This window comes from Pseudomonas sp. UW4 (genome assembly GCF_000316175.1).
GTDB classification, from domain to species: Bacteria; Pseudomonadota; Gammaproteobacteria; order Pseudomonadales; family Pseudomonadaceae; genus Aquipseudomonas; species Aquipseudomonas laurylsulfatiphila.
The window spans coordinates 1,463,579-1,482,213 of record NC_019670.1; the positions used below are offsets into that span (position 1 = coordinate 1,463,579).

Sequence of the window (18,635 nt, forward strand, 5' to 3'; positions counted from 1 at the left end):
GCCGCTCCCGACTGTCCTGAAAAAACCGTCAGCCTCTAAAGCTGATTTTTGTGCCAGGTTCTCAGTCGGGCCATATGCCGTTTACTGTCATCAGTCAGTGACGTCGCAAAAGCCGGTGGTAAAGCTGTAGGTTCAAACGTTCGGATGTGGGGCGTACTGGCCGCCTTTGGCCAGTACCGCCCACACGATTCGCGCCAGTTTGTTCGCCAGCGCGCAGGCGACAACATTGGCGTGTCGACGCGTTAGCAGTTCTCGAACCCAAGGCCCAAGGGCATCTTCCCGCTTATCGATATGTTGCATGAGTGCCCGCGCGCCCTGCACCAGCAGTTGGCGTATGTGCTTGTCGCCACGTTTGCTGATCCCCTGCAGCACCGTCTTGCCACCCGTTGAGTACTGTTTCGGCACCAGCCCTAGTGAAGCGGCAAAATCACGACCACTTCGATAGTTCGACGCATCGCCCACATCGGCCAATACCGCGCTGGCGGTGATGGGACCAATACCTGGAATACTCTGCAGACGACTCCCGGCATCATCTTCTTTCAACTGCTGTTTCAGGTCGGACTCGATGTCCTTGATTTCATCATTGAGCTGTTGAATTTGACGATGAAGACGCATCACCACACCCTTCAGGCGTACTGGAACGGGGTGTTGTGGATCGTCCAGCAGCGCTGGCACGCGGTGCAACGCAGTGACTCCAATAGGCAGGCTGATCCCGAACTCCAGCAGAAAGCCATGAATCTGGTTGGTCGCCACTGTGCGATGGCCAATCAATGATTCACGGACCCGATGCAGGGCTGAAAGCGTTTGCTGCTCTGCGGTTTTGATCGAGCAGAAGCGCATGGCGGGGCGGCTCGCCGCCTCGCAAATCGCTTCGGCATCAATGAAGTCGTTTTTGTTGCCTTTGACGAATGGTTTGACGTACTGCGGGGCGATCAGCTTCACCTCGTGGCCCAACGCACCGATCTGTCGAGCCAGCCAGTGGGCGCCGCCGCACGACTCCATCACCACCGTGCAGGCCGGTAGCTGGGCCAATGTACTGAGCAATTGGCCGCGGTTGGTTTTTTTGCGCAAGACCTGGTGGCCTTTAGAGTCCTGGCCATGCAAGTGGAAACTGTGTTTGCCGATGTCGATACCGAGAAGCGTCATCGTGTTCATGAGAGATCCTCCGGCCGAAAACGAGAAAAGCCCTGCAAGCGTAAACCTGCAGGGCTTCTCGGTCAGGCTGACCATCTCATTAAACCGGCCATCAAGACCGGTTTTTCTGTCTCTGCATCCCCCGTCAAAACCACCCTGACGTGAGATCAAAATTCGATTGGAGCGGGTGAAGGGAATCGAACCCTCGTTATCAGCTTGGGAAGCTGGAGTAATGCCATTATACGACACCCGCTCAGAGCGCTGACTTTGTACCAGATACGGCCGGCGATTTGAAGTTTTTCTTTACGTGGGGCGGGTTTAACGCGATGTACCGACAAGGCCTGGGGCGCATGGCGGTCGATCGCGGGCAAGCCTCGCGCCTGCAGAATACGTTTGATTCAGCAGGGCGGGGCTTGCTCGCGATGACTCTGTTTCAAAGTGCCAATGCATGGTGGTCCTGGACGTAGTGGTAACGCGGTCGGCTATCGTGCTGGGCCGGTTTCAGGAACCCCATCAGTGCGTTGCGGCTGTCTCGGCAGGCGGCTTTGTGTTCCATGTCGAGAAAGTGGCCGGTGGCCTGAAGGGTCGTGAAGGTGGCGTGCTGCACGTGGTTGGCGAACAACCGTGCGCCATCGGCGGCGGTGTATTCGTCCCATTCGCCGTTCATGAACAGCACCGGCACGTTGATTTTTTCCGCCGCTTTGAAAAAGCATTGGCGATCGCTGTGCAGCAGGTCGCTGATGTGGAAGTGCATCTGCCCGTATTCATGATCGGCCAGGCTGCTGACGTGCCGATAGTTGAAGCGCTTGAACAGGGTCGGCAGGTGTTTGCCGATGGTGCTGTTCACCAGGTTGCCGACCCGGTCGCCATCCCGGCTGCCGAGGTAATCGACGCCGCGCTCGAGGTAGTCGAGCATGTGCGCGTTGATCTCCGGGGAGAACGAGCTGATCACGGCTTTTTCGATGCGTCGTGGCCGTTGGGCCAAGGCGACCAGGGTCGCGGCGCCACCCCAGGAAAACGACAGCACGTGTTCGGCGGCGAAGTGGTCGATCAGCTCCAGAAGGATCTGCCCTTCGACTTCCTTGGTCAGCAATTTCTCATGCAGATTGTGGGCCTTTGACCGGCCCGCGTAGGGCTGGTCGTAGCAGACGACGTTGAACTGCGGATGGAGGTTTTTCACGGTTTGTGCAAACGACGCAGTCGTGGCCATCGAGCCGTTGACCAGGATAATGGTCTTCTCTGCGGCGTCTGCGCGATAGAACTCCGTGTAAACCCGATACTGACCCTGTATATCCAGCACAGCGATTTCTGGCCTCATGTCATTAGACTCCTGGCAAGCGGGTATGCGCGCAATAGAGATTGCACGAGCTTTATGACAGGTAGGCATACGCCTGGAATTTGAGAGGCCCATGTCGATCCATTGCAGTCCGGTCGACGGGTATTGTTATTGGCGGGCAGTCTGCCGGATGAGGCCGGAACCCTTGGGTTCCTACCGGCAAAAAGTTTCTTAGAAGTATGGGGTGACTCATCGGTCACATTTCGGCCGACGTCCTGATTCAAGCAGGGGTCACGTCATCGCGCAAGTGCCATTGGTAAATTGTTCGACAACTTCTGCTCGACGGTCGCCTGCTTAGATCAATCCGATCTCTTCATCGCTCAGTGGGCGGTATTCGCCCGGTTTCAACCTGTCGTCGAGCACCAGCGGGCCCATGCGCTCGCGGTGCAGGCGCATCACCTTGTTGTTGAAGTGGCCGAACATGCGCTTGACCTGGTGATAGCGGCCTTCGACGATGCTCAGGCGCGCGCATTTCGGCCCGAGCAGCTCCAGCCCGGCGGGTTGCGTGGTGAGGTCTTCGAAGGCGAAGTACAGCCCCTGGCTGAACTTGATCGCGTATTCAGGGCCGATCTCCTGTTCGGTTTCGACGTAATACACCTTGGGCAGTTTGGTCTGCGGTTGGGTCAGGCGCCGCGACCAGCTGCCGTCGTTGGTGATCAGCATCAGGCCGGTGGTGTTGAAGTCCAGGCGCCCGGCGATGTGCAACTCGTCCTTGTCCGGCTCGTGGATCAAGTCGAGCACGGTCGGGTGCTGCGGATCCCGGGTGGCGCTGACGCATCCGGCGGGTTTGTGCAGCATGAAATGGCGCAGGGGTTTACCGACTTGCAGCACGTCGTTGTCGACTTCGACGCGGCTGAACTCGCGGACTTCACTGTGTGGGTCGCTGACGACTTTTCCATCAATCCTGACGCGTTTTTCCACCAGCAACAGGCGCACCTGCTTACGGTTGAAGCACGGCAGGTTGCTGAGGAATCGGTCGACACGCATGACTTAGGGATCAGTGAAGAAAGGGCCGCGCATCTTACTTGATCGATTCGGACGCTGCTTGCAACTGCGCCTCGACCTCGGCGCAGCGCGGGCACAGGCACGAGGCGTTGCGCAGTTGCGCCGGCAGCGCCTGGAGCACGGTCGGGTCGATGCTGACGCCGTAGCACCAGCAGGCGCGGTCGGCGGTTCGCGGGTCGGCCAGGGTGCAGTCGTTGGGTGCGCCGCAGGCGGGGCAGAGGTCAGGCTGGTTCATGGATGGAGTGAGCCATTTCCACGCAGGTTCGGTTACGGCCACTTTGCTTGGCCCGGTACATCGCATGATCAGCCCGTGACAGCAGGGTGTGCAAGGTGTCATCGGGCTGCAGGGTGGTCAGGCCGATGCTGACGGTCACTCGCAAGATCTGGCCGTTGTAGGTGTAGCTCTGTTGCTCCACGTATTGACGAATTTTCTCGGCAATCATCAGGCCGGTCTTGCCGTCGGTGTCCTTGAGCAGCACGATGAACTCTTCACCGCCCCAGCGGCAGACGATGTCGGCGTGCCGCAGGCAGCTCTTCAGATCCTGGGCAAAACCATTCAATACCTGATCGCCGGCCAGGTGGCCATAGGTGTCGTTCAACACCTTGAAGCGGTCGAGGTCCAGCAGCAAGGCAGTCAGCGGTTTGGGCTCGCGCCGGGCTTCGTGCATGGCCTGTATGGCCAGCAGGTCGAAGCCGCGACGGTTGGGCAGTTCGGTCAGGCTGTCGAGGGTGGCCTGGGCCTGGATCTTGTCCTGAAGGCGCTTGATGACCTGGTTGAGCAGGACCAGCACGATCAGCGTGACCAGCAGGCAGATCAGCAGGTTGAGGTACAGCGACTGGCGGATTTCACCCAGGGCGCTGTCCTCGCGTTTGTCGACGAACAGGTACCAGTTCAGTTCCGGGATGAACCGCACATTGAGGAAATGCCCCTGGCCCTGCACGGAATATTCGTAGCTGCCGCTGTGGGGTTTGGGCAGCCGACTGACCAGGTCCTTCATGCCGTCCAGTTCACCGAGTTTCTGCCCGATGCGCGCACCCTGCGGACCGCCTTCGGCGCCTGTCAGCACGAGGCGTCCGAAGTTGTCGACGAAATATACGCTGCGCTGATAACGCTGCTGGTACTTGTCGATCAGCTTGATCACGGCGTCGACGGTCAGGCCAACCCCGGCCGCGCCGATGAACCGGTCGTTGTAGTCGTGAACCTTGTAGTTGATGAAAAAGGTCAGGTTGTCCTTGTTGGCGAGGTCCGGGTCGACGTTGATCTCGTACGGATCCTTCATGTCCCGCACGCGGAAATACCAGGCGTCGCGGGGCTCGGTGGCCTTGACCTGCTTGAGCACACCCTTGGCGTGGTAGTAAGTCAGGCTGGTGTTGGAGACGAAGAACGCGGTGTAGGCGCCGTAGTGGGTCATGACCTCGTTGAGGTATCGGGTCATCTGGTCGGAATCCTTTTCACCATTGACCACCCAGTCGCGCATGAAGGTGTCGCGGGCCATCATCGAGGAAATCAGGATCGGCCTGACCAGGTCTTTCTGGATTTCCGAGTAGACCGTGTCCGATGTCAGCGGCAGTTCGGTGTTGACGATGTTGTTGCGGATCGAGGCCCGGGAGGCGTAGTAACTGAGAAAGGAGGTGGCGAGGAAGCCTGCGCCCAGCAATGCGACCAGCGTGAGCACCAACGAGCGTTGAGAATACAGCGGCGAGCGAAGCGGCATGGCAGTTCCATTGGCAGTCATCCGATGGCAGGCATTCTAAGGGTACTGCCGGGAAATAACTGCTCCATGTGCGCTGCGAATGGTCGTAAATCTTGCACGGACCTTGTGGGAGCGAGCTTGCTCGCGATGGCGGCGTGTCTGCCACATCAAGGCTGAATGTCACACCGCTATCGCGAGCAAGCTCGCTCCCACAGGGTTATGAGTCTGGTGTTTAGCCCAGTGATTTCAGGTACATCCGCCAGCCGCCGAAATGGCTGATGTTCACCGCGCCCTCCAGTCCATACGCCTCGCAGATAAACCCGCTCTCCCAGCGGCCGTCCGCCAGTTGCACCTTGCCCAGTCCCAGCGGTGCCGGTATCCCGGTCAGGAATGAACCCAGTTCTCGGCTGGGCAACTCCCAGACTTCCACGGCAATCGCCACGCCGCCATCCTTCACGCGGACCATGCCCGGACGCAACGGCGGGCCGCCGGCCAGGGCATGGAGTTGATAATCCGGCGAGCTGAAGGTTGTTTCCAGCAACCGGGCGCCACGCTGCCTGAGCTGCCAGTTCAACGCCAGCCCGTCCAGATGCGCGCCGCAGACCACCAGCCGCGCTCGATCATGGCGGGCAACCGGCGCCGGTGCGGGAGCGGCCAGGCCTTGCTGGCGCTGCAAGGCATCGGCCACGCTCAACAGGTACTGATCGGTGAAGGCCCGGCCAAACAATGTCACGCCCCATGGCAGGCCGTTGTCCATGAAGGCGCTGGGCACGGCGACGGCGGCGTAGTCGAGCAGGTTCATGAAGTTGGTGTAGTAGCCGAGGTCCGAATTGCGCAGCACCGGTTCGGCCTTGAGTTCCGCCAGCGACACCGGGCGGCCGATGGTGGGCGTGACGACACAATCGAGACCTTCCAGCGCTGCGTCGCACAGGGTCTTGAGCGCTTGCAGCCGGTATTGGGCGCGGAAGGTCTGCACGCCGTCGACGGCGGTTGCCTTGGCCAATACAGCGCGAATCACCGGCAACACGGCCTCGGGGTTTTGTGCCATCAACTCCCCGGCCACGCTGTAGCGCTCGGCCACCCACGGGCCTTCATAGAGCAAACGTGCGGCCTCCAGAAACGGTGACAGATCAAGCTCCACCGCTTCGCCGCCCAAGGCCTTGAGACGGTCGATGGCATCACCGAACAACAGCGGGCCTTCAGGGCATCCAAAGAATTGCAGGTCCTGTGCACGTGGCACGCCGAACCGGAACGGCCGTGGTGTGCCGAACGCCGAGCAGTCATTCCACAGCGGGTTGCTGCGGCTGTATTCGTCCCGCGGGTCGAGGCGTGCGGTGAGCGCCAGCAACTGACTGGCCTCCCGCGCCGTGGCGGTGAACGTAGTGACGCAATCGAGGGTACGACAGGCCGGCACCACGCCGGCCGTCGAGATCAGGCCCTTGGTGGCTTTCATGCCGACCAGGTTGTTCAACGCCGCCGGCACGCGCCCGGAGCCGGCGGTGTCGGTACCCAGGGAAAAGCTCGCGACTCCGAGCGCTACCGCCAGCGACGATCCGGCGCTGGAGCCGCCCGACGGATACTCCGGCAACACGCTGTTGGGGCACACGCCATAGGGTGATCGGCTGCCATTGAGCCCGGTGGCGAACTGGTCGAGATTGGTCTTGCCCAACGGAATCGCACCCAGGGCCAGCAGTTGTTCGACGATGGTCGCCGAACGCTGCGGCACGTAGGCAAATGCCGGGCACGCTGCCGTGGTCGGAATGCCCGCCAGGTCGATGTTGTCCTTGATCGCAAATGGCACGCCGTAGAGCGGCAGGCTGTCGAGGTCGCGGCCGTCGAGGGCGGCGAGGTACGGCTCCAGTTCCTCGGCGCTTAGCAGGTGGATGAACAGGTGATAGTCCGGATTCAGCGCGGCGGCTTTGTCCCGCAGGTTCGTCAGCAATTGACGGGGGTTAAGGCTGCCGTCGCGGTAGGCGCTGCGCAGGGCGTCGAGTTGCAGATTGATATTCATGGCATGCGTCCTTTTCAAAATGGGTTCAGTCAAGTTCCAGCACCACGACGCGCTGTCCGGCGCGCACCGCCGAACCCGGTTGCACGCGCACCTCGCGCACCACTCCGGCCATGGGGGCGAGCAGGGGGATTTCCATCTTCATCGACTCCAGGATCACCAGCACATCACCGGCCGCGACGCGCTTGCCGGCCTCGACCTGAACCTGCCAGAGGTTGCCGGCGATGTGGCTGTCGACACTCTGTTGACCGCTGGCCAGCGGTGCCTCCTCGGTCGTCTCCGGGGCCGGCTCTTCGCTGTCGAAATGCGCCTGGCCGCTGGCGATCCAGCGCTCACGCTCGGCATTGAACGCGCTTTTTTGCTGTTCGCGAAACGCGCCGATGGTCTGGGCTTCCTGCGTCAGAAACGCCTGGTAATCCGCCAGGTTCAACTGACTGTGTTCGATGTTCAGGTTGAAGCGCCCGAGGGGGAAATCCTGGCGAATGCGCAGCAGTTCATCGGCGCTGACCGGGTAGAAACGGATCTGGTCGAAAAACCGCAGCAACCATGGCTTGCCATCGAACGCAGCGACTTCGCGGTAGCGGTTCCACATCTGTAGCGTGCGCCCGACAAACTGATAACCGCCGGGGCCTTCCATGCCGTAGACGCACATGTACGCGCCACCGATGCCCACCGAGTTTTCCGCGGTCCAGGTGCGCGCCGGGTTGTACTTGGTCGTGACCAGGCGATGGCGCGGATCGAGCGGGGTGGCGACCGGCGCGCCGAGGTAAACGTCGCCCAGCCCCATCACCAGGTAACTGGCGTCGAACACCGTGCGTTGCACTTCATCGAGGTTTGGCAGGTCGTTGATGCGGCGGATGAACTCCAGGTTGCTCGGGCACCAGGGCGCGTCCTTGCGCACTGTGGTCATGTACTTCTCGATGGCCAACTGGCACGCCGGGTCGTCCCAGGACAGTGGCAGATGGACGATGCGCGAGGGCACTTGCAGGTCTTTGGCGGCGCACACGGCGTCCCATTCGCCGGCGACGATGCCGAGCAGGTCGGTCAGTGGCAGTTGTTCGGGTTGATAGTGGACTTGCAGTGAGCGGATGCCTGGCGTCAGGTCGATCACGCCGTGCAGGTGTTGGCTTTCCAGGGCTTGCATCAGGGCGTGGGCGCGGAAGCGCAGGACCAGGTCGAGTTCGGGGGCGCCGATTTCAAGGAGCAGATGTGTGTCACCCGACAGCCGTGCAACCAGCCGCGTATCTCCCTGACCGATATCCAGCACCACAGGCGACACAACCCCCTGTAGGAGCTGGCTTGCCAGCGATGAAGTTGATGCGGTGTCTGATCGGGCCCCATCGCTGGCAAGCCAGCTCCCACAGGTATCCCATTTGCGGGCGAGATCGCGGGCGGTCTTGATGTCGATGGGGGAGAACTGCACCTTGTCCCCCGCCTTCAGTTGACCAAGCTGCCAAAGATCCGCCTCGATCACCGTCACCGGGCACACGAACCCGCCAAGACTTGGGCCATCCGGGCCGAGGATGACCGGCATGTCCCCGGTGAAATCCACCGCGCCAATCGCATACGGATTGTCGTGAATGTTCGACGGATGCAAACCCGCCTCCCCACCGTCGGCACGCACCCATTCAGGCTTCGGCCCGATCAGGCGCACACCGGTGCGGCTGGAGTTGAAATGCACTTCCCACTGGGTGGCGAAGAAGGTACCGATGTAGTTTTCGGTGAAGTATTCCGGCGCACCGTGGGGGCCGTAGATCACGCGAATCTGCCGAACCGCCGGCAACTCGGTGACCTGATCTTCAGCCAGTTGTTGACCGGTGCTGCGGTCATTCAGCGCTGGCAGGTGCAATACGTCACCGGCCCGCAAGGCGCGGCCACCGTGCCCGCCAAATTGCCCCAGGGTGAAGGTGCTTTTGCTGCCCAGATAGTCCGGCACCTGCAGGCCGCCACGCAGACACAGATAACTGCGCGCGCCTGCGCCGGCAATGGTGCCGAGGCTCAAGCTGGCGCCTGCCGGAATCACCAGCGCAGTGTTCATCGGCACGCTTTGGCCGTCGAGCAGCAATGGAATCACCGCGCCGGTCACCGCTACCACCGCCTCGCAATTGAAGCGCAGCAACGGCCCGCTCATGGTGATTTCCAGCGCCGCCGCGCCTTCGTCGTTGCCCAGCAAACGGTTACCCAGGCGCAGCGCCCGACTGTCCATCGGCCCTGAAGGCGGCACGCCGACCGCCCAGTAACCGAGGCGCCCCGGATAATCCTGCACACTGGTTTGCGTACCGGCGCTGAGTACCTCGAACGTGTTGGCCTGATACACCAGGCCTTCCAGGCAACGGGTCCACGGCTGGCCGCTGGCGAAAGGCGTATCGAGCAGTATCTGGCGCAGGTAATCGCGGTTGGTTTCCACGCCGTAGAGCAGGCTGGCACCCAGCGCTTGATGCAGATCCGCAGCAGCCTCTTCGCGCGTCGGCGCCCAACTGATGACTTTGGCGATCATTGGGTCGAAATACGGCGGGATCTCGCAGCCCGCTTCGACCCAGGTGTCGATGCGCAGTCGTTTGCCGTCGGCGTCAGGGAAATTCACCGCCGTGAGCAACCCGGGGCTTGGCTGGAAATCGCGCCCCGGATCCTCGGCATACAACCGCGCCTGAATTGCATGACCCTGCGGCTTCAAACCCTGTACCAGACCGCTCAGCGGCGGCAGCTCACCGGCCGCCAGTTGCACCATCCAGCGCACGAGGTCGACGCCCCACACCTGTTCGGTGACGCCGTGTTCCACCTGCAAACGGGTGTTCACTTCCAGGAAATAGAAACGCCGGGCATCGCTGTCGAAGACGAACTCCACGGTGCCGGCGCTGCGGTAGTTCACCGCTTTGGCCAGTTTGATTGCCGCGGCGCACAGTTCATCGGCCATGCCCTCGGGCAGGTTCGGTGCCGGGGTTTCTTCGAGGACTTTCTGGTTGCGACGCTGCACCGAACAGTCGCGTACGCCAAGGGCGATCACTTCGCCGTGGCCGTCGCCGAATACCTGCACTTCCAGGTGACGGGCACGCTGGATGTACTTCTCGATGAACACCCCGGCGTCGCTGAAATTGTTCTGGCCCAGGCGCTTGACCGCTTCGAAGGATTCGCTCAACTCGGCTGCGCTGCGGCATACGCGCATGCCGATGCCGCCACCGCCGGCGGTGCTCTTGAGCATCACCGGGTAGCCGACCTGCTCACCGGCGATCAGTGCTGCGTCGAGGCTCTCGAGCAACTCGGTGCCTTCAAGCATGGGCACACCCTGTTGCCGGGCCAGGGCGCGGGCGGTGTGCTTGAGGCCGAACACCCGCAGTTGTTCCGGTGTCGGGCCGATGAAGGCGATGTCGGCGGCTTCGCAGGCTTCGGCGAATGTGGCGTTTTCCGAGAGGAAGCCGTAACCGGGATGGATCGCGGTGGCGCCGCTGGCTTTGGCGATGGCGAGGATTTTATCGACCGCCAGGTACGTGCCGGCGGCTGCGCCTTCACCGAGGCTGTGCGCATCGTCGGCGTGCAGGATGTGCAGGCTGGCCGCGTCGGCTTCGGAGTAAACGGCGACACCCCGCACGTGCAGTTCACGCAAGGTCCGCAGGATGCGGCAGGCAATGGCGCCACGGTTGGCAATCAGGACTTTTTCGAACATGGCATAACCCCCGGAGGCGATTGCGCATCAGCCTCGACTGGGATGCGGGCCGTCCCGCAGTTTTTCGACAGTCACCAGGGTCGTCCCCGGCGGCAGAATCAATTCGTTCCAAAACACCATTGGCCCCTTGTAGGAGCGAGCTTGCTCGCGATGGTCGTGAACGATTACGCGTAAAACCAGATGCCCAGCGGCGCTCTTGGGTTTTTCGCGAGCAAGCTCGCTCCTACAGGGGGCGGTGGTGGCTTTTACTGTTTGAGGCACTGCCCTGAACGGGCCTGGCACAGGGTGAACAGCCAGCGGCGCAAGCGCGCGAGTTTCAGTTCCATACCAGTAGCTCCGCTGGTGTCGGGTTGTAGGCGTTGCACGGGTTGTTCAGTTGCGGGCAGTTGGAGATCAGCACGATCACGTCCATCTCGGCGCGCAGGTCGACGTACTTGCCCGGCGCGGAAATCCCGTCTTCGAACGTCAAGCCGCCGTCGGCGGTGACCGGCACGTTCATGAAGAAGTTGATGTTCGGCCCGATGTCGCCCTTGCCCAGGCGTCCGTCGTGGACACAGGCGCGCAGGTAGTTGTCGCGGCAGCTGTGCATGTAGCGCTTCTCCAGGGCGTAGCGCACGGTGTTGCTCTCTTGCGCACAGGCGCCGCCGAGGGTGTCGTGACGCCCGCAAGTGTCGGCGACGATGGTCAGCATCGGTTTGCCGAGGTTGGAATACAGCACGCAGCCGGTGCTCAGGTACACGCTGTTCTGCCGACGCAACGTGCGCTGCACGTCGTAGCGTTCCTTGGGATTGGCGACGCTGTAGAACAAGGTGTCGACGGCCTGATTGCCTTCAAGGTCGAGGATGCGCAGGGTCTGGCCGGCCTTGACCTCCATCAGCCAGGGTTCGCCGGCGGGGATGGTGGCGCGGTAGATCGCGGTGTCTGGTTGCCTGCTTGTGTGAACGGCAGCGGTAGCGATTGCGAGTGACATGGCAGCGATCCTCAGGCGAACAGACGGTCGGTGTTGATGAAGCCGCGCTCGTTTTCCGGGCGCGAGGTGCGGCAGTGTTCGGCGACGCTGGCGTCGGCGTTCATCCAGCTGAGCTTCAGCGGTTTCGGTGCATATTCCGGCGATGGATCCATCGGGTGCTGCAGAGCGGTGAGCACCACCAGGGTGTCCATCGGTGCGTACAACTCGATGTAGTCGCCAGCCTTGGAATTGCCCTCGACGAAATGGAAGCGTCCGGCGTCATCAACGTTCACACGACTGAACAGGTTGAGCGTCATCAGCAGATCGGACAGGCCCAACCCCCACTTGCCCAGTTCCACCAGCAGGTTGTCGGTGCCGTTGCGGAAGAAGCCGTTACGCAGTTCCTGATAGCGTCCCGCGCCGTATTTTTCTGCGACCTCTTCGGCGCAGAGCACGCCGCCCAGGCTGTCGCTCCAGCCGCAGGTGTCGGCGGTGATGGCGGCCAGCACGCGGCCCATGTCCGAGTACAGGCAATGGCCGGCGGTGAGCTTGGCGGTGTGTTGGCATTTGAGGCTGTCGGGCAGGTTCAGGCGCTCGGTTTTTTCGTTGGCGTTGAGCAGTGTCAGGCTGACGTTGGCGCCGCCGCGCAGGTCGGTCAGGCGCAGCAATTGGCCGCGCTTGAGCACGAAGGAACGATGGCCGCCGCCGGGGAGCATTTCTTCGGCGAAGGGCGGGAACAGTTGAGTCGAATCAGTCATTGTGAAAAATCCTCTAAGCGATACGAAACGTGCCCGCCACCGGCAGCGGCAGGGCGTCGACGGCTTTGCACTGGGCGCGGCGGTCGCTGTTCAAAGGGATGTCGTAGGTGATGCGTGCGCCATAGGCGCCGGGGGCGTGCGGGTCGAGACGGACCTTGTCGAACACCAGCAGGCGCGTGCCGAGGCTGAAGCCTTCGGACAGGTCATGGGTGACCATGAACACCGTCAGCCGGGTCTCGCGCCACAGCTCCAGGAGCAAGGCGTGCATGTCTTTGCGGATGCCCGGATCGAGGGCGCCGAAGGGTTCGTCGAGCAGCAACACCCGCGGTTTCATGATCAGCGCCTGGGCGATGGCCAGCCGTTGTTGCATGCCGCCGGAGAGCTGCGCCGGGTACTTGTCCAGCGAATGGCCGAGGCCGACCTTGTGCAGCAGCACCGAGGCCTGTTCGCGGGCCTCTTTTTTCGCACTGCCGAACAGGCGCCCGAGCAAGGGCGAACGCGGCAGTTCGAGGCCGAGGGCGACGTTGTCCAGCACGCTCAGGTGCGGGAACACCGAGTAGCGCTGGAACACCACGCCACGGCTGGCATCCGGTTCACCGGCCAAGGGCTGGCCGTCGAGCAGGATCTCGCCGCGACTGGCGCGTTCCTGGCCGAGCAGCAGGCGCAGGAAGGTCGATTTGCCGCAACCGGACGCCCCCACCAGTGTGCAGAACTCACCCTCGTTGACGTTCAGGTTGAGGCCTTCGAGCACCACTTGATCGGCGTATTGCTGCCAGACGTTTTTAACGGTGATGAAGCTCATTTGGCGGCCCCCTCATACCAGGGGAACGCACGCCGGGTCAGGCGTTTAAGGCCCCAATCCATCAGCCAGGCGAGCAGGGTGATCCACACCACGTAGGGCAAGATCACGTCCATCGCCAGGTAGCGGCGCACCAGGAAGATCCGGTAGCCAAGGCCATCAGTGGAGGCAATGGCTTCGGCGGCGATCAGGAACAGCCATGCCGAGCCGAGCATCAAGCGCAGCGAGATCAACAGCCGTGGCAACAGTTGCGGCAACACCACCCGCAACATCAGGGTCCAGGTGGAGGCGCCGAGGGTCTGGGCCTTGATCAGCAGTTCCACGGGAATTTCCCGGGCACGCTGTTCCAGGTCCCGGGCCAGCGCCGGGGTGATGCCGATGACGATCAGCATCACTTTCGACAATTCCCCCAGGCCGAAGACGATGAACAGGATCGGCAGGATCGCCAGCGGTGGCACCATCGACAGCACCGTCAGCAGGGGGGACAACGGCGCACCGAACAGCGGCAGGGTGCCGGCGGCGATGCCCAGGCACAGCCCGGCCAGGGCGCTGATGCCCAGGCCGATGGCCAGGCGTTGCAGGCTTGAGGCCGTGTCCTGCCAGAGCAGGTATTCGCCGGTGCGGGTGTCGGCTACGAAGGCCAGGCGTTTCACTGCATCGGTCATCTGCACGGCGCTGGGCAGCAGCTTGTCGTTGGGGTTGTCCAGCAGTCGCTCGGCCGAGCCCATGAAATAGGCGAACAGCACCAGGGCGAACGGCAGGATCACCAACAACAGGCGACTCGGGCGGTCCGGGTGACGGTTGATCAGGCGCATGGCCGGTTCTCCTGATTACAGCTTGGCGTCGGCGGCCATCTGCACGTAGCTCGGGTCGAAACGCAGCTTGAGGTTGCCTTTGTCGCCGCTGGTCACGCCGTTGGCGAAGGCCATGCCGACAGCGCTGGTGTCCTTGGCGCCCTCACCCAGCAAGCCGTGCTGGAAGGAGAACTCGGCGACTTTGCGCATGGTTTCCGGCAGTTGCTTGCTGGTGCTGAACGCCAGGGCTTCCTTGGGCGTGGCGAACAATCGGGTGGTGTCCAGTTGCGCCTGGAAACCCGCCAGGTCAGTGCCCGAGGCCTTGGCCATGTGTTCCAGCGCGGCTTTGCCGGCGGCGTTTTTCGCGTTCATCAACTCGACCACTTCAAACCAGGCACCGGTCAGTGCCTTGCCCAGGGCCGGGTTGTCTTTGAGGGTGGCGCTGTTGACCACCATCATGTCCATGATTTCGCCGGGGATCTGGCTCGAATTGAACACTTCGGTCACCGCGGGCTTGGCCTTGATGTCCGAGAGCATCGGGTTCCAGGTGGTGACGGCGTTGACCTGTTCGGTGTTGAAGGCGGCCGAGATATCGGCGTCGGAGGTATTGACCACTTTCAGGTCTTTCTCGGTGAGGTCCACCGAATCCAGCGCGCGGGCCAGCAGGTAATGGGAGACCGAGAGCTCCACCAGGTTGACGTCCATGCCCTTGAGGTCGGCGACTGTCTTGCCTTCGCCCTTGAGCACGATGCCGTCGTTGCCGTTGGAGAAATCGCTGACGATCAGCGCGGTGCTGTCGACGCCGCCGGCGGCCGGAATGGTCAGCGCGTCCATGTTGGTCATGGTGCAGCCGTCGAACTGGCCGGCGGTGTACTGGTTGATCGATTCGACATAGTCATTGAGCTGCACCACATCGATCTGGATGCCGTACTTCTTCGCCCATTTGTCGACGATGCCCTGGCTGCCGGCGTACTCCCACGGCATCCAGCCGGCGTAGATGGTCCAGCACACGCTGAAGTGGTCTTTCTGGGCAGCCTGGGACGAGAAGCTCACGAGGGCTGCGAACGCAGCGGCGAGCAGGGCGGGTAAACGAAGCTGGGACATGGTGGTTCTCCAGTTGATCAAGGACGGACAGGACGGCAGCGGCACCGCTAACGGTGGCTTGTCTCCCGGGCTTTTGTCCCGCCGTGTAACCTCAACTGGAGGTCGCCAACTCTCGGACCAGTCACTCGCGATTGCGAGCCGGAACCCTAGTCAGCCATTTGCAAATTGTGGTGCCGCGAACCTGTAGTGACTCCTGCACGGGGTTGTTAAAGCGAGAGGCGTGCCAAGTTGGCCCGAGCGCTCTAGCTCGGGCGACGGGGAGGTCGACGGTGTTGATTGGAAAGGCGTACTGCCTTGTGATGGTGCGCGGGTGCACCGCATTGGAACCTGTCCGCCGCTGATCAGAAGGTGGGTGCGACATCGCACTTGGCAGGGGATTGCCAGTCCAAACAGGTGTCAGCCGGTGTGTGCCGACTGCTGTCACAGGTCTTTACGGAGGCCGCCATGTTACGTCGATTGTTGTTGGGAGCAGTGCTCGGTCTCGGATTGTCTGGCTGCTACTACTACGACGGTCCTGCCGATTACTACGGGGGATCTTATTACTACCCCGGCTATTACTCGCCCTATTACTACGGTTACTACGGTCCGCGCTATTACGGTGGTTATCGCGCCTATTACTACGGCGGGAATGGTTACTACCGTGGTCACGGTGGTGGACATCATGGCGGTGGATACCATGGCGGTGGACATCGTGGTGGACACCGTTGATCAGGGCGTGAATGGATGAAAAACCTTTCATCGGGCAGATGTTTCTACTTGTTTCAGTGACGCACCAGATTCCGAATCCGGTGTCTGATCTTTCGACAGTCACCGAACATTTGACTGTCGCCTGCCAGCGTCGCTGGTGTGGCTCATCCGCGGTCCAGGAGGCCGCCATGCTCTGTCAAAAAAAGCTGCGCCGAATTCTACTGCTAGCAGTGTTGGGATTGTCCCTTGGTGGGTGCGTGCCTTACTACGATGAAGGAGGCAGTTACTACAGTTCCGAGGTCTATACCTCGCCATCGCCAACCTATTACGCCGCAGGGAGTTCCTACTACTCCAATGGTGGCGGTTACTACACACCGCCGCCCCGGTACTACGTGCCTCCAGCGCGGTATTACCAGCCGACACCGCGCTATTACTCACAGCCGCGGATATATCAACCGTCGCGCTATTACTCGCAGCCGCGGATGCATCAATCGTCGCGCCATTCCCAGTCGGCCACTCGTTATTATCAGCCGTCGCGGGGCGACTACCGCACGCATCAGAACCATGGCTGGGACGGCCGTAACCGCGGGAACTGGAACAACGACTATCGCGGTAACGGTCGCGGCTATCGCAACGGGCGGGGCGGCCACCGCTAATCTGTCAGTCAAATGTCAAACCTGTGGGAGCGAGCCTGCTCGCGATGGCGGTGTGTCAGGCACTCCGTCTTCGCGAGCAGGCTCGCTCCCACAGTTTGTTCAGTATTCGGACAAATCCGCCAGCGGATGCCGACCTTCCCAGGCCTTGTGAAAATGCGCCTCGACCACCGCATCCGGCACGTTGTTGATGTCCGGCCAGTGCCAGTGCGGCTTCTGGTCCTTGTCGATCAACCGCGCACGCACGCCTTCACTGAATTCCGGATGACGGCAGCAGTTGAGGCTCAGGGTGTATTCCATCTGGAAGACTTCGGCCAGCGACAGGTGCCGGGCCCGGATGATCTGTTCCCATACCAGATGCGCGGTCAGCGGCGCGCCTTCACTCAGGGTCCTGGCCGCACGGCTGAGCAACAGGTCGCTGTGGTCGCGCAGGGCGCTGATGGCCTTCCAGGCGCAACGCACATCGCTGACATCCAGTAGCTCGTCGATCTGACGACGACGTGGCAGCCACTGGGCTTCGGGCATCTGCGCCACGGCTTCCTGCTGCAAGGCCTTGAGCAGGCTGTTGAGCTGCATGGGTGTCTGTTCCTGCCAGTTCAGTTGCAGCAGGCCTTCGATCAACTTCGGCTGCTGCTCATCGAGCATAAAACGATCCGCCAGGTCCAGATCGATGGCATCGCGGCCGTTCATGTGCGCGCCGGTCAGGCCCAGGAACAACCCGAGCTTGCCGGGCAGGCGCGACAGGAACCAGCTGGCGCCAACATCCGGGTACAGGCCGATGCTGATCTCCGGCATGGCCAGGCGGCTGCTCGGCGTGACGATACGGGTGCTCGCTCCTTGCAACAGTCCCATGCCGCCGCCAAGCACATAGCCGTGCCCCCAGCAGATCAACGGCTTGGGGTAGGTGTGCAGTTTGAAGTCCAGGCGATACTCCGCCGCAAAAAACTGCGCAGCCAGTGGCGGTACTTCACCCGTATGGACGCGACAGGCTTGCACCAGGCTGCGCACTTCACCGCCGGCGCAAAAGGCCTTGGCGCCATTGCCGCGCAACAGGACGCAGACGATCTGCGGGTCCTTGGCCCAGGCTTCCATGCGGTCGCGCAGGGCGTTGATCATGGGCAGGGACAGGGCGTTCAGGGACTTTTCGGCATCCAGACTGGCGATGCCGATGCGTGCGCCGTCGGTGCCGGTGAGTTCTTCGAAGTGCAGATTCATCGTGACCTCGATCGGGAATTTGAGGGTTAAGTATGATCGCTGTGTGGGAAAGTGCCGGATCTGTATCAGATCAATTGACAAGCGTGGTGAGCTTTCCTAGGGTTCGCCCCATTGTTTTTGCCGGATGTAACCATGACTGCTGACGACCGTATCAAACTCGAACCGGGCTGGAAGGAGGCACTGCGTGCCGAATTCGACCAGCCTTACATGGCAGAGTTGCGAAACTTCCTGCAACAGGAACGGGCGGCCGGCAAGGAGATCTATCCGCCGGGGCCGATGATTTTCAACGCGCTCAATTCCACGCCGCTGGACAAGGTCAAGGTGGTGATCCTCGGTCAGGATCCCTATCACGGCCCGGGCCAGGCCCACGGTTTGTGCTTCTCGGTGCAACCTGGCGTACCGGCGCCACCGTCGCTGGTGAACATCTATAAAGAGCTCAAGCGCGACCTGAACATCGACATCCCCAACCATGGCTACCTGCAGAGCTGGGCCGATCAGGGCGTGCTGATGCTCAACACCACCATGACCGTCGAACGCGCCAACGCCAATGCCCACAAGGACAAGGGCTGGCAGTTTTTCACCGATCGGGTCATTGAAGTGGTCAGCCAGCAGCAGCCGCACCTGGTGTTCATGCTGTGGGGCGCCCATGCCCAGAGCAAGCAGAAGCTGATCGATGCGACCAAGCACCTGGTGCTGACCTCGGTGCACCCGTCACCGCTGTCCGCCTATCGCGGCTTCCTCGGTTGCGGGCATTTCAGCCGGACCAACAAGTTTCTGGAGCAGAATGGCGAGACGCCGATCGAGTGGCGGTTGCCGCCGGTTTGATGTGTTGACGGGG

At 61.8% G+C, this 18,635-nt stretch carries 16 protein-coding genes, 1 tRNA gene and 1 riboswitch; of the genes, 3 read left to right on the forward strand and 14 right to left on the reverse strand.

Annotation, left to right across the window (positions count from 1 at the left end):
• Positions 1–132 precede the first annotated feature (132 nt).
• From PPUTUW4_RS06400 to PPUTUW4_RS06460, 13 genes are all read right to left on the reverse strand, one after another.
• Positions 133–1,155 carry an IS110 family transposase gene (locus PPUTUW4_RS06400; protein WP_015093890.1) on the reverse strand — a complete coding sequence of 341 codons (1,023 nt, stop codon included), beginning with the start codon at positions 1,153–1,155 and terminating at the stop codon, positions 133–135.
• A gap of 158 nt (positions 1,156–1,313) precedes the next feature.
• Positions 1,314–1,387 (reverse strand) — tRNA-Gly (locus tag PPUTUW4_RS06405).
• A gap of 180 nt (positions 1,388–1,567) precedes the next feature.
• The gene (locus PPUTUW4_RS06410) at positions 1,568–2,452 is read right to left on the reverse strand and encodes an alpha/beta hydrolase (RefSeq protein WP_007979844.1); all 885 of its coding nucleotides are present in this window, start codon (positions 2,450–2,452) and stop codon (positions 1,568–1,570) included.
• A 312-nt stretch (positions 2,453–2,764) separates the two neighbouring features.
• Positions 2,765–3,457, reverse strand: coding sequence for a pseudouridine synthase (locus tag PPUTUW4_RS06415; protein ID WP_015093891.1), 693 nt, complete (start codon positions 3,455–3,457; stop codon positions 2,765–2,767).
• Positions 3,458–3,491: 34 nt separating this feature from the next.
• Entirely contained in the window at positions 3,492–3,710 is a 219-nt protein-coding gene (locus PPUTUW4_RS06420; protein ID WP_015093892.1) for a cysteine-rich CWC family protein, read from the reverse strand.
• The gene (locus PPUTUW4_RS06425; RefSeq protein ID WP_015093893.1) at positions 3,697–5,190 is read right to left on the reverse strand and encodes a sensor domain-containing diguanylate cyclase; all 1,494 of its coding nucleotides are present in this window, start codon (positions 5,188–5,190) and stop codon (positions 3,697–3,699) included. Before PPUTUW4_RS06425 ends, PPUTUW4_RS06420 begins: the two co-directional genes overlap by 14 nt.
• Before the next feature lie 211 nt (positions 5,191–5,401).
• Positions 5,402–7,180 carry an allophanate hydrolase gene (gene atzF / locus PPUTUW4_RS06430; RefSeq protein ID WP_015093894.1) on the reverse strand — a complete coding sequence of 593 codons (1,779 nt, stop codon included), beginning with the start codon at positions 7,178–7,180 and terminating at the stop codon, positions 5,402–5,404.
• Positions 7,181–7,205: 25 nt separating this feature from the next.
• The gene (gene uca / locus PPUTUW4_RS06435) at positions 7,206–10,838 is read right to left on the reverse strand and encodes an urea carboxylase (RefSeq protein ID WP_015093895.1); all 3,633 of its coding nucleotides are present in this window, start codon (positions 10,836–10,838) and stop codon (positions 7,206–7,208) included.
• A 316-nt stretch (positions 10,839–11,154) separates the two neighbouring features.
• Positions 11,155–11,808 (reverse strand): urea amidolyase associated protein UAAP2, encoded by a 654-nt coding sequence (locus PPUTUW4_RS06440; RefSeq protein ID WP_015093896.1) that lies wholly within the window; start codon positions 11,806–11,808, stop codon positions 11,155–11,157.
• 11 nt (positions 11,809–11,819) lie between these two features.
• Complete coding sequence (locus PPUTUW4_RS06445; RefSeq protein WP_015093897.1) at positions 11,820–12,545, reverse strand: urea amidolyase associated protein UAAP1; 726 nt, start codon at positions 12,543–12,545, stop codon at positions 11,820–11,822.
• Between the two features lie 13 nt (positions 12,546–12,558).
• The gene (locus PPUTUW4_RS06450; protein WP_015093898.1) at positions 12,559–13,347 is read right to left on the reverse strand and encodes an ABC transporter ATP-binding protein; all 789 of its coding nucleotides are present in this window, start codon (positions 13,345–13,347) and stop codon (positions 12,559–12,561) included.
• Positions 13,344–14,159 carry an ABC transporter permease gene (locus PPUTUW4_RS06455; protein ID WP_015093899.1) on the reverse strand — a complete coding sequence of 272 codons (816 nt, stop codon included), beginning with the start codon at positions 14,157–14,159 and terminating at the stop codon, positions 13,344–13,346. The genes PPUTUW4_RS06450 and PPUTUW4_RS06455 overlap by 4 nt, the downstream gene beginning before the upstream one ends.
• Positions 14,160–14,174: 15 nt before the next feature.
• Positions 14,175–15,242, reverse strand: coding sequence for a putative urea ABC transporter substrate-binding protein (locus PPUTUW4_RS06460; protein ID WP_015093900.1), 1,068 nt, complete (start codon positions 15,240–15,242; stop codon positions 14,175–14,177).
• A gap of 60 nt (positions 15,243–15,302) precedes the next feature.
• A riboswitch (guanidine-I (ykkC/yxkD leader) is annotated at positions 15,303–15,403 on the reverse strand.
• 283 nt (positions 15,404–15,686) lie between these two features.
• Here PPUTUW4_RS06460 and PPUTUW4_RS27820 point away from each other — a divergent pair.
• Entirely contained in the window at positions 15,687–15,950 is a 264-nt protein-coding gene (locus tag PPUTUW4_RS27820) for a hypothetical protein (RefSeq protein ID WP_083884538.1), read from the forward strand.
• 167 nt (positions 15,951–16,117) lie between these two features.
• Positions 16,118–16,585, forward strand: a complete 468-nt coding sequence (locus PPUTUW4_RS06465; RefSeq protein WP_015093902.1) for a hypothetical protein — start codon at positions 16,118–16,120, stop codon at positions 16,583–16,585.
• 99 nt (positions 16,586–16,684) lie between these two features.
• Here the strand turns inward: PPUTUW4_RS06465 and PPUTUW4_RS06470 are convergent, their stop codons facing one another.
• Positions 16,685–17,797, reverse strand: a complete 1,113-nt coding sequence (locus PPUTUW4_RS06470) for an enoyl-CoA hydratase/isomerase family protein (protein WP_015093903.1) — start codon at positions 17,795–17,797, stop codon at positions 16,685–16,687.
• A gap of 132 nt (positions 17,798–17,929) precedes the next feature.
• On the opposite strand from PPUTUW4_RS06470, the gene ung reads away from it, so the two are divergent.
• Positions 17,930–18,622 carry a uracil-DNA glycosylase gene (ung, locus tag PPUTUW4_RS06475; protein WP_008050720.1) on the forward strand — a complete coding sequence of 231 codons (693 nt, stop codon included), beginning with the start codon at positions 17,930–17,932 and terminating at the stop codon, positions 18,620–18,622.
• Positions 18,623–18,635: the final 13 nt, after the last annotated feature.

Coding starts and splice junctions, on each gene's coding strand:
- PPUTUW4_RS06400 (WP_015093890.1), bottom strand. CDS start 1,155: ATGAACACGATGACGCTTCTCGGTATCGACATCGGCAAACACAGTTTC.
- PPUTUW4_RS06410 (WP_007979844.1), bottom strand. CDS start 2,452: ATGAGGCCAGAAATCGCTGTGCTGGATATACAGGGTCAGTATCGGGTT.
- PPUTUW4_RS06415 (WP_015093891.1), bottom strand. CDS start 3,457: ATGCGTGTCGACCGATTCCTCAGCAACCTGCCGTGCTTCAACCGTAAG.
- PPUTUW4_RS06420 (WP_015093892.1), bottom strand. CDS start 3,710: ATGAACCAGCCTGACCTCTGCCCCGCCTGCGGCGCACCCAACGACTGC.
- PPUTUW4_RS06425 (WP_015093893.1), bottom strand. CDS start 5,190: ATGCCGCTTCGCTCGCCGCTGTATTCTCAACGCTCGTTGGTGCTCACG.
- atzF (WP_015093894.1), bottom strand. CDS start 7,180: ATGAATATCAATCTGCAACTCGACGCCCTGCGCAGCGCCTACCGCGAC.
- uca (WP_015093895.1), bottom strand. CDS start 10,838: ATGTTCGAAAAAGTCCTGATTGCCAACCGTGGCGCCATTGCCTGCCGC.
- PPUTUW4_RS06440 (WP_015093896.1), bottom strand. CDS start 11,808: ATGTCACTCGCAATCGCTACCGCTGCCGTTCACACAAGCAGGCAACCA.
- PPUTUW4_RS06445 (WP_015093897.1), bottom strand. CDS start 12,545: ATGACTGATTCGACTCAACTGTTCCCGCCCTTCGCCGAAGAAATGCTC.
- PPUTUW4_RS06450 (WP_015093898.1), bottom strand. CDS start 13,347: ATGAGCTTCATCACCGTTAAAAACGTCTGGCAGCAATACGCCGATCAA.
- PPUTUW4_RS06455 (WP_015093899.1), bottom strand. CDS start 14,159: ATGCGCCTGATCAACCGTCACCCGGACCGCCCGAGTCGCCTGTTGTTG.
- PPUTUW4_RS06460 (WP_015093900.1), bottom strand. CDS start 15,242: ATGTCCCAGCTTCGTTTACCCGCCCTGCTCGCCGCTGCGTTCGCAGCC.
- PPUTUW4_RS27820 (WP_083884538.1), top strand. CDS start 15,687: ATGTTACGTCGATTGTTGTTGGGAGCAGTGCTCGGTCTCGGATTGTCT.
- PPUTUW4_RS06465 (WP_015093902.1), top strand. CDS start 16,118: ATGCTCTGTCAAAAAAAGCTGCGCCGAATTCTACTGCTAGCAGTGTTG.
- PPUTUW4_RS06470 (WP_015093903.1), bottom strand. CDS start 17,797: ATGAATCTGCACTTCGAAGAACTCACCGGCACCGACGGCGCACGCATC.
- ung (WP_008050720.1), top strand. CDS start 17,930: ATGACTGCTGACGACCGTATCAAACTCGAACCGGGCTGGAAGGAGGCA.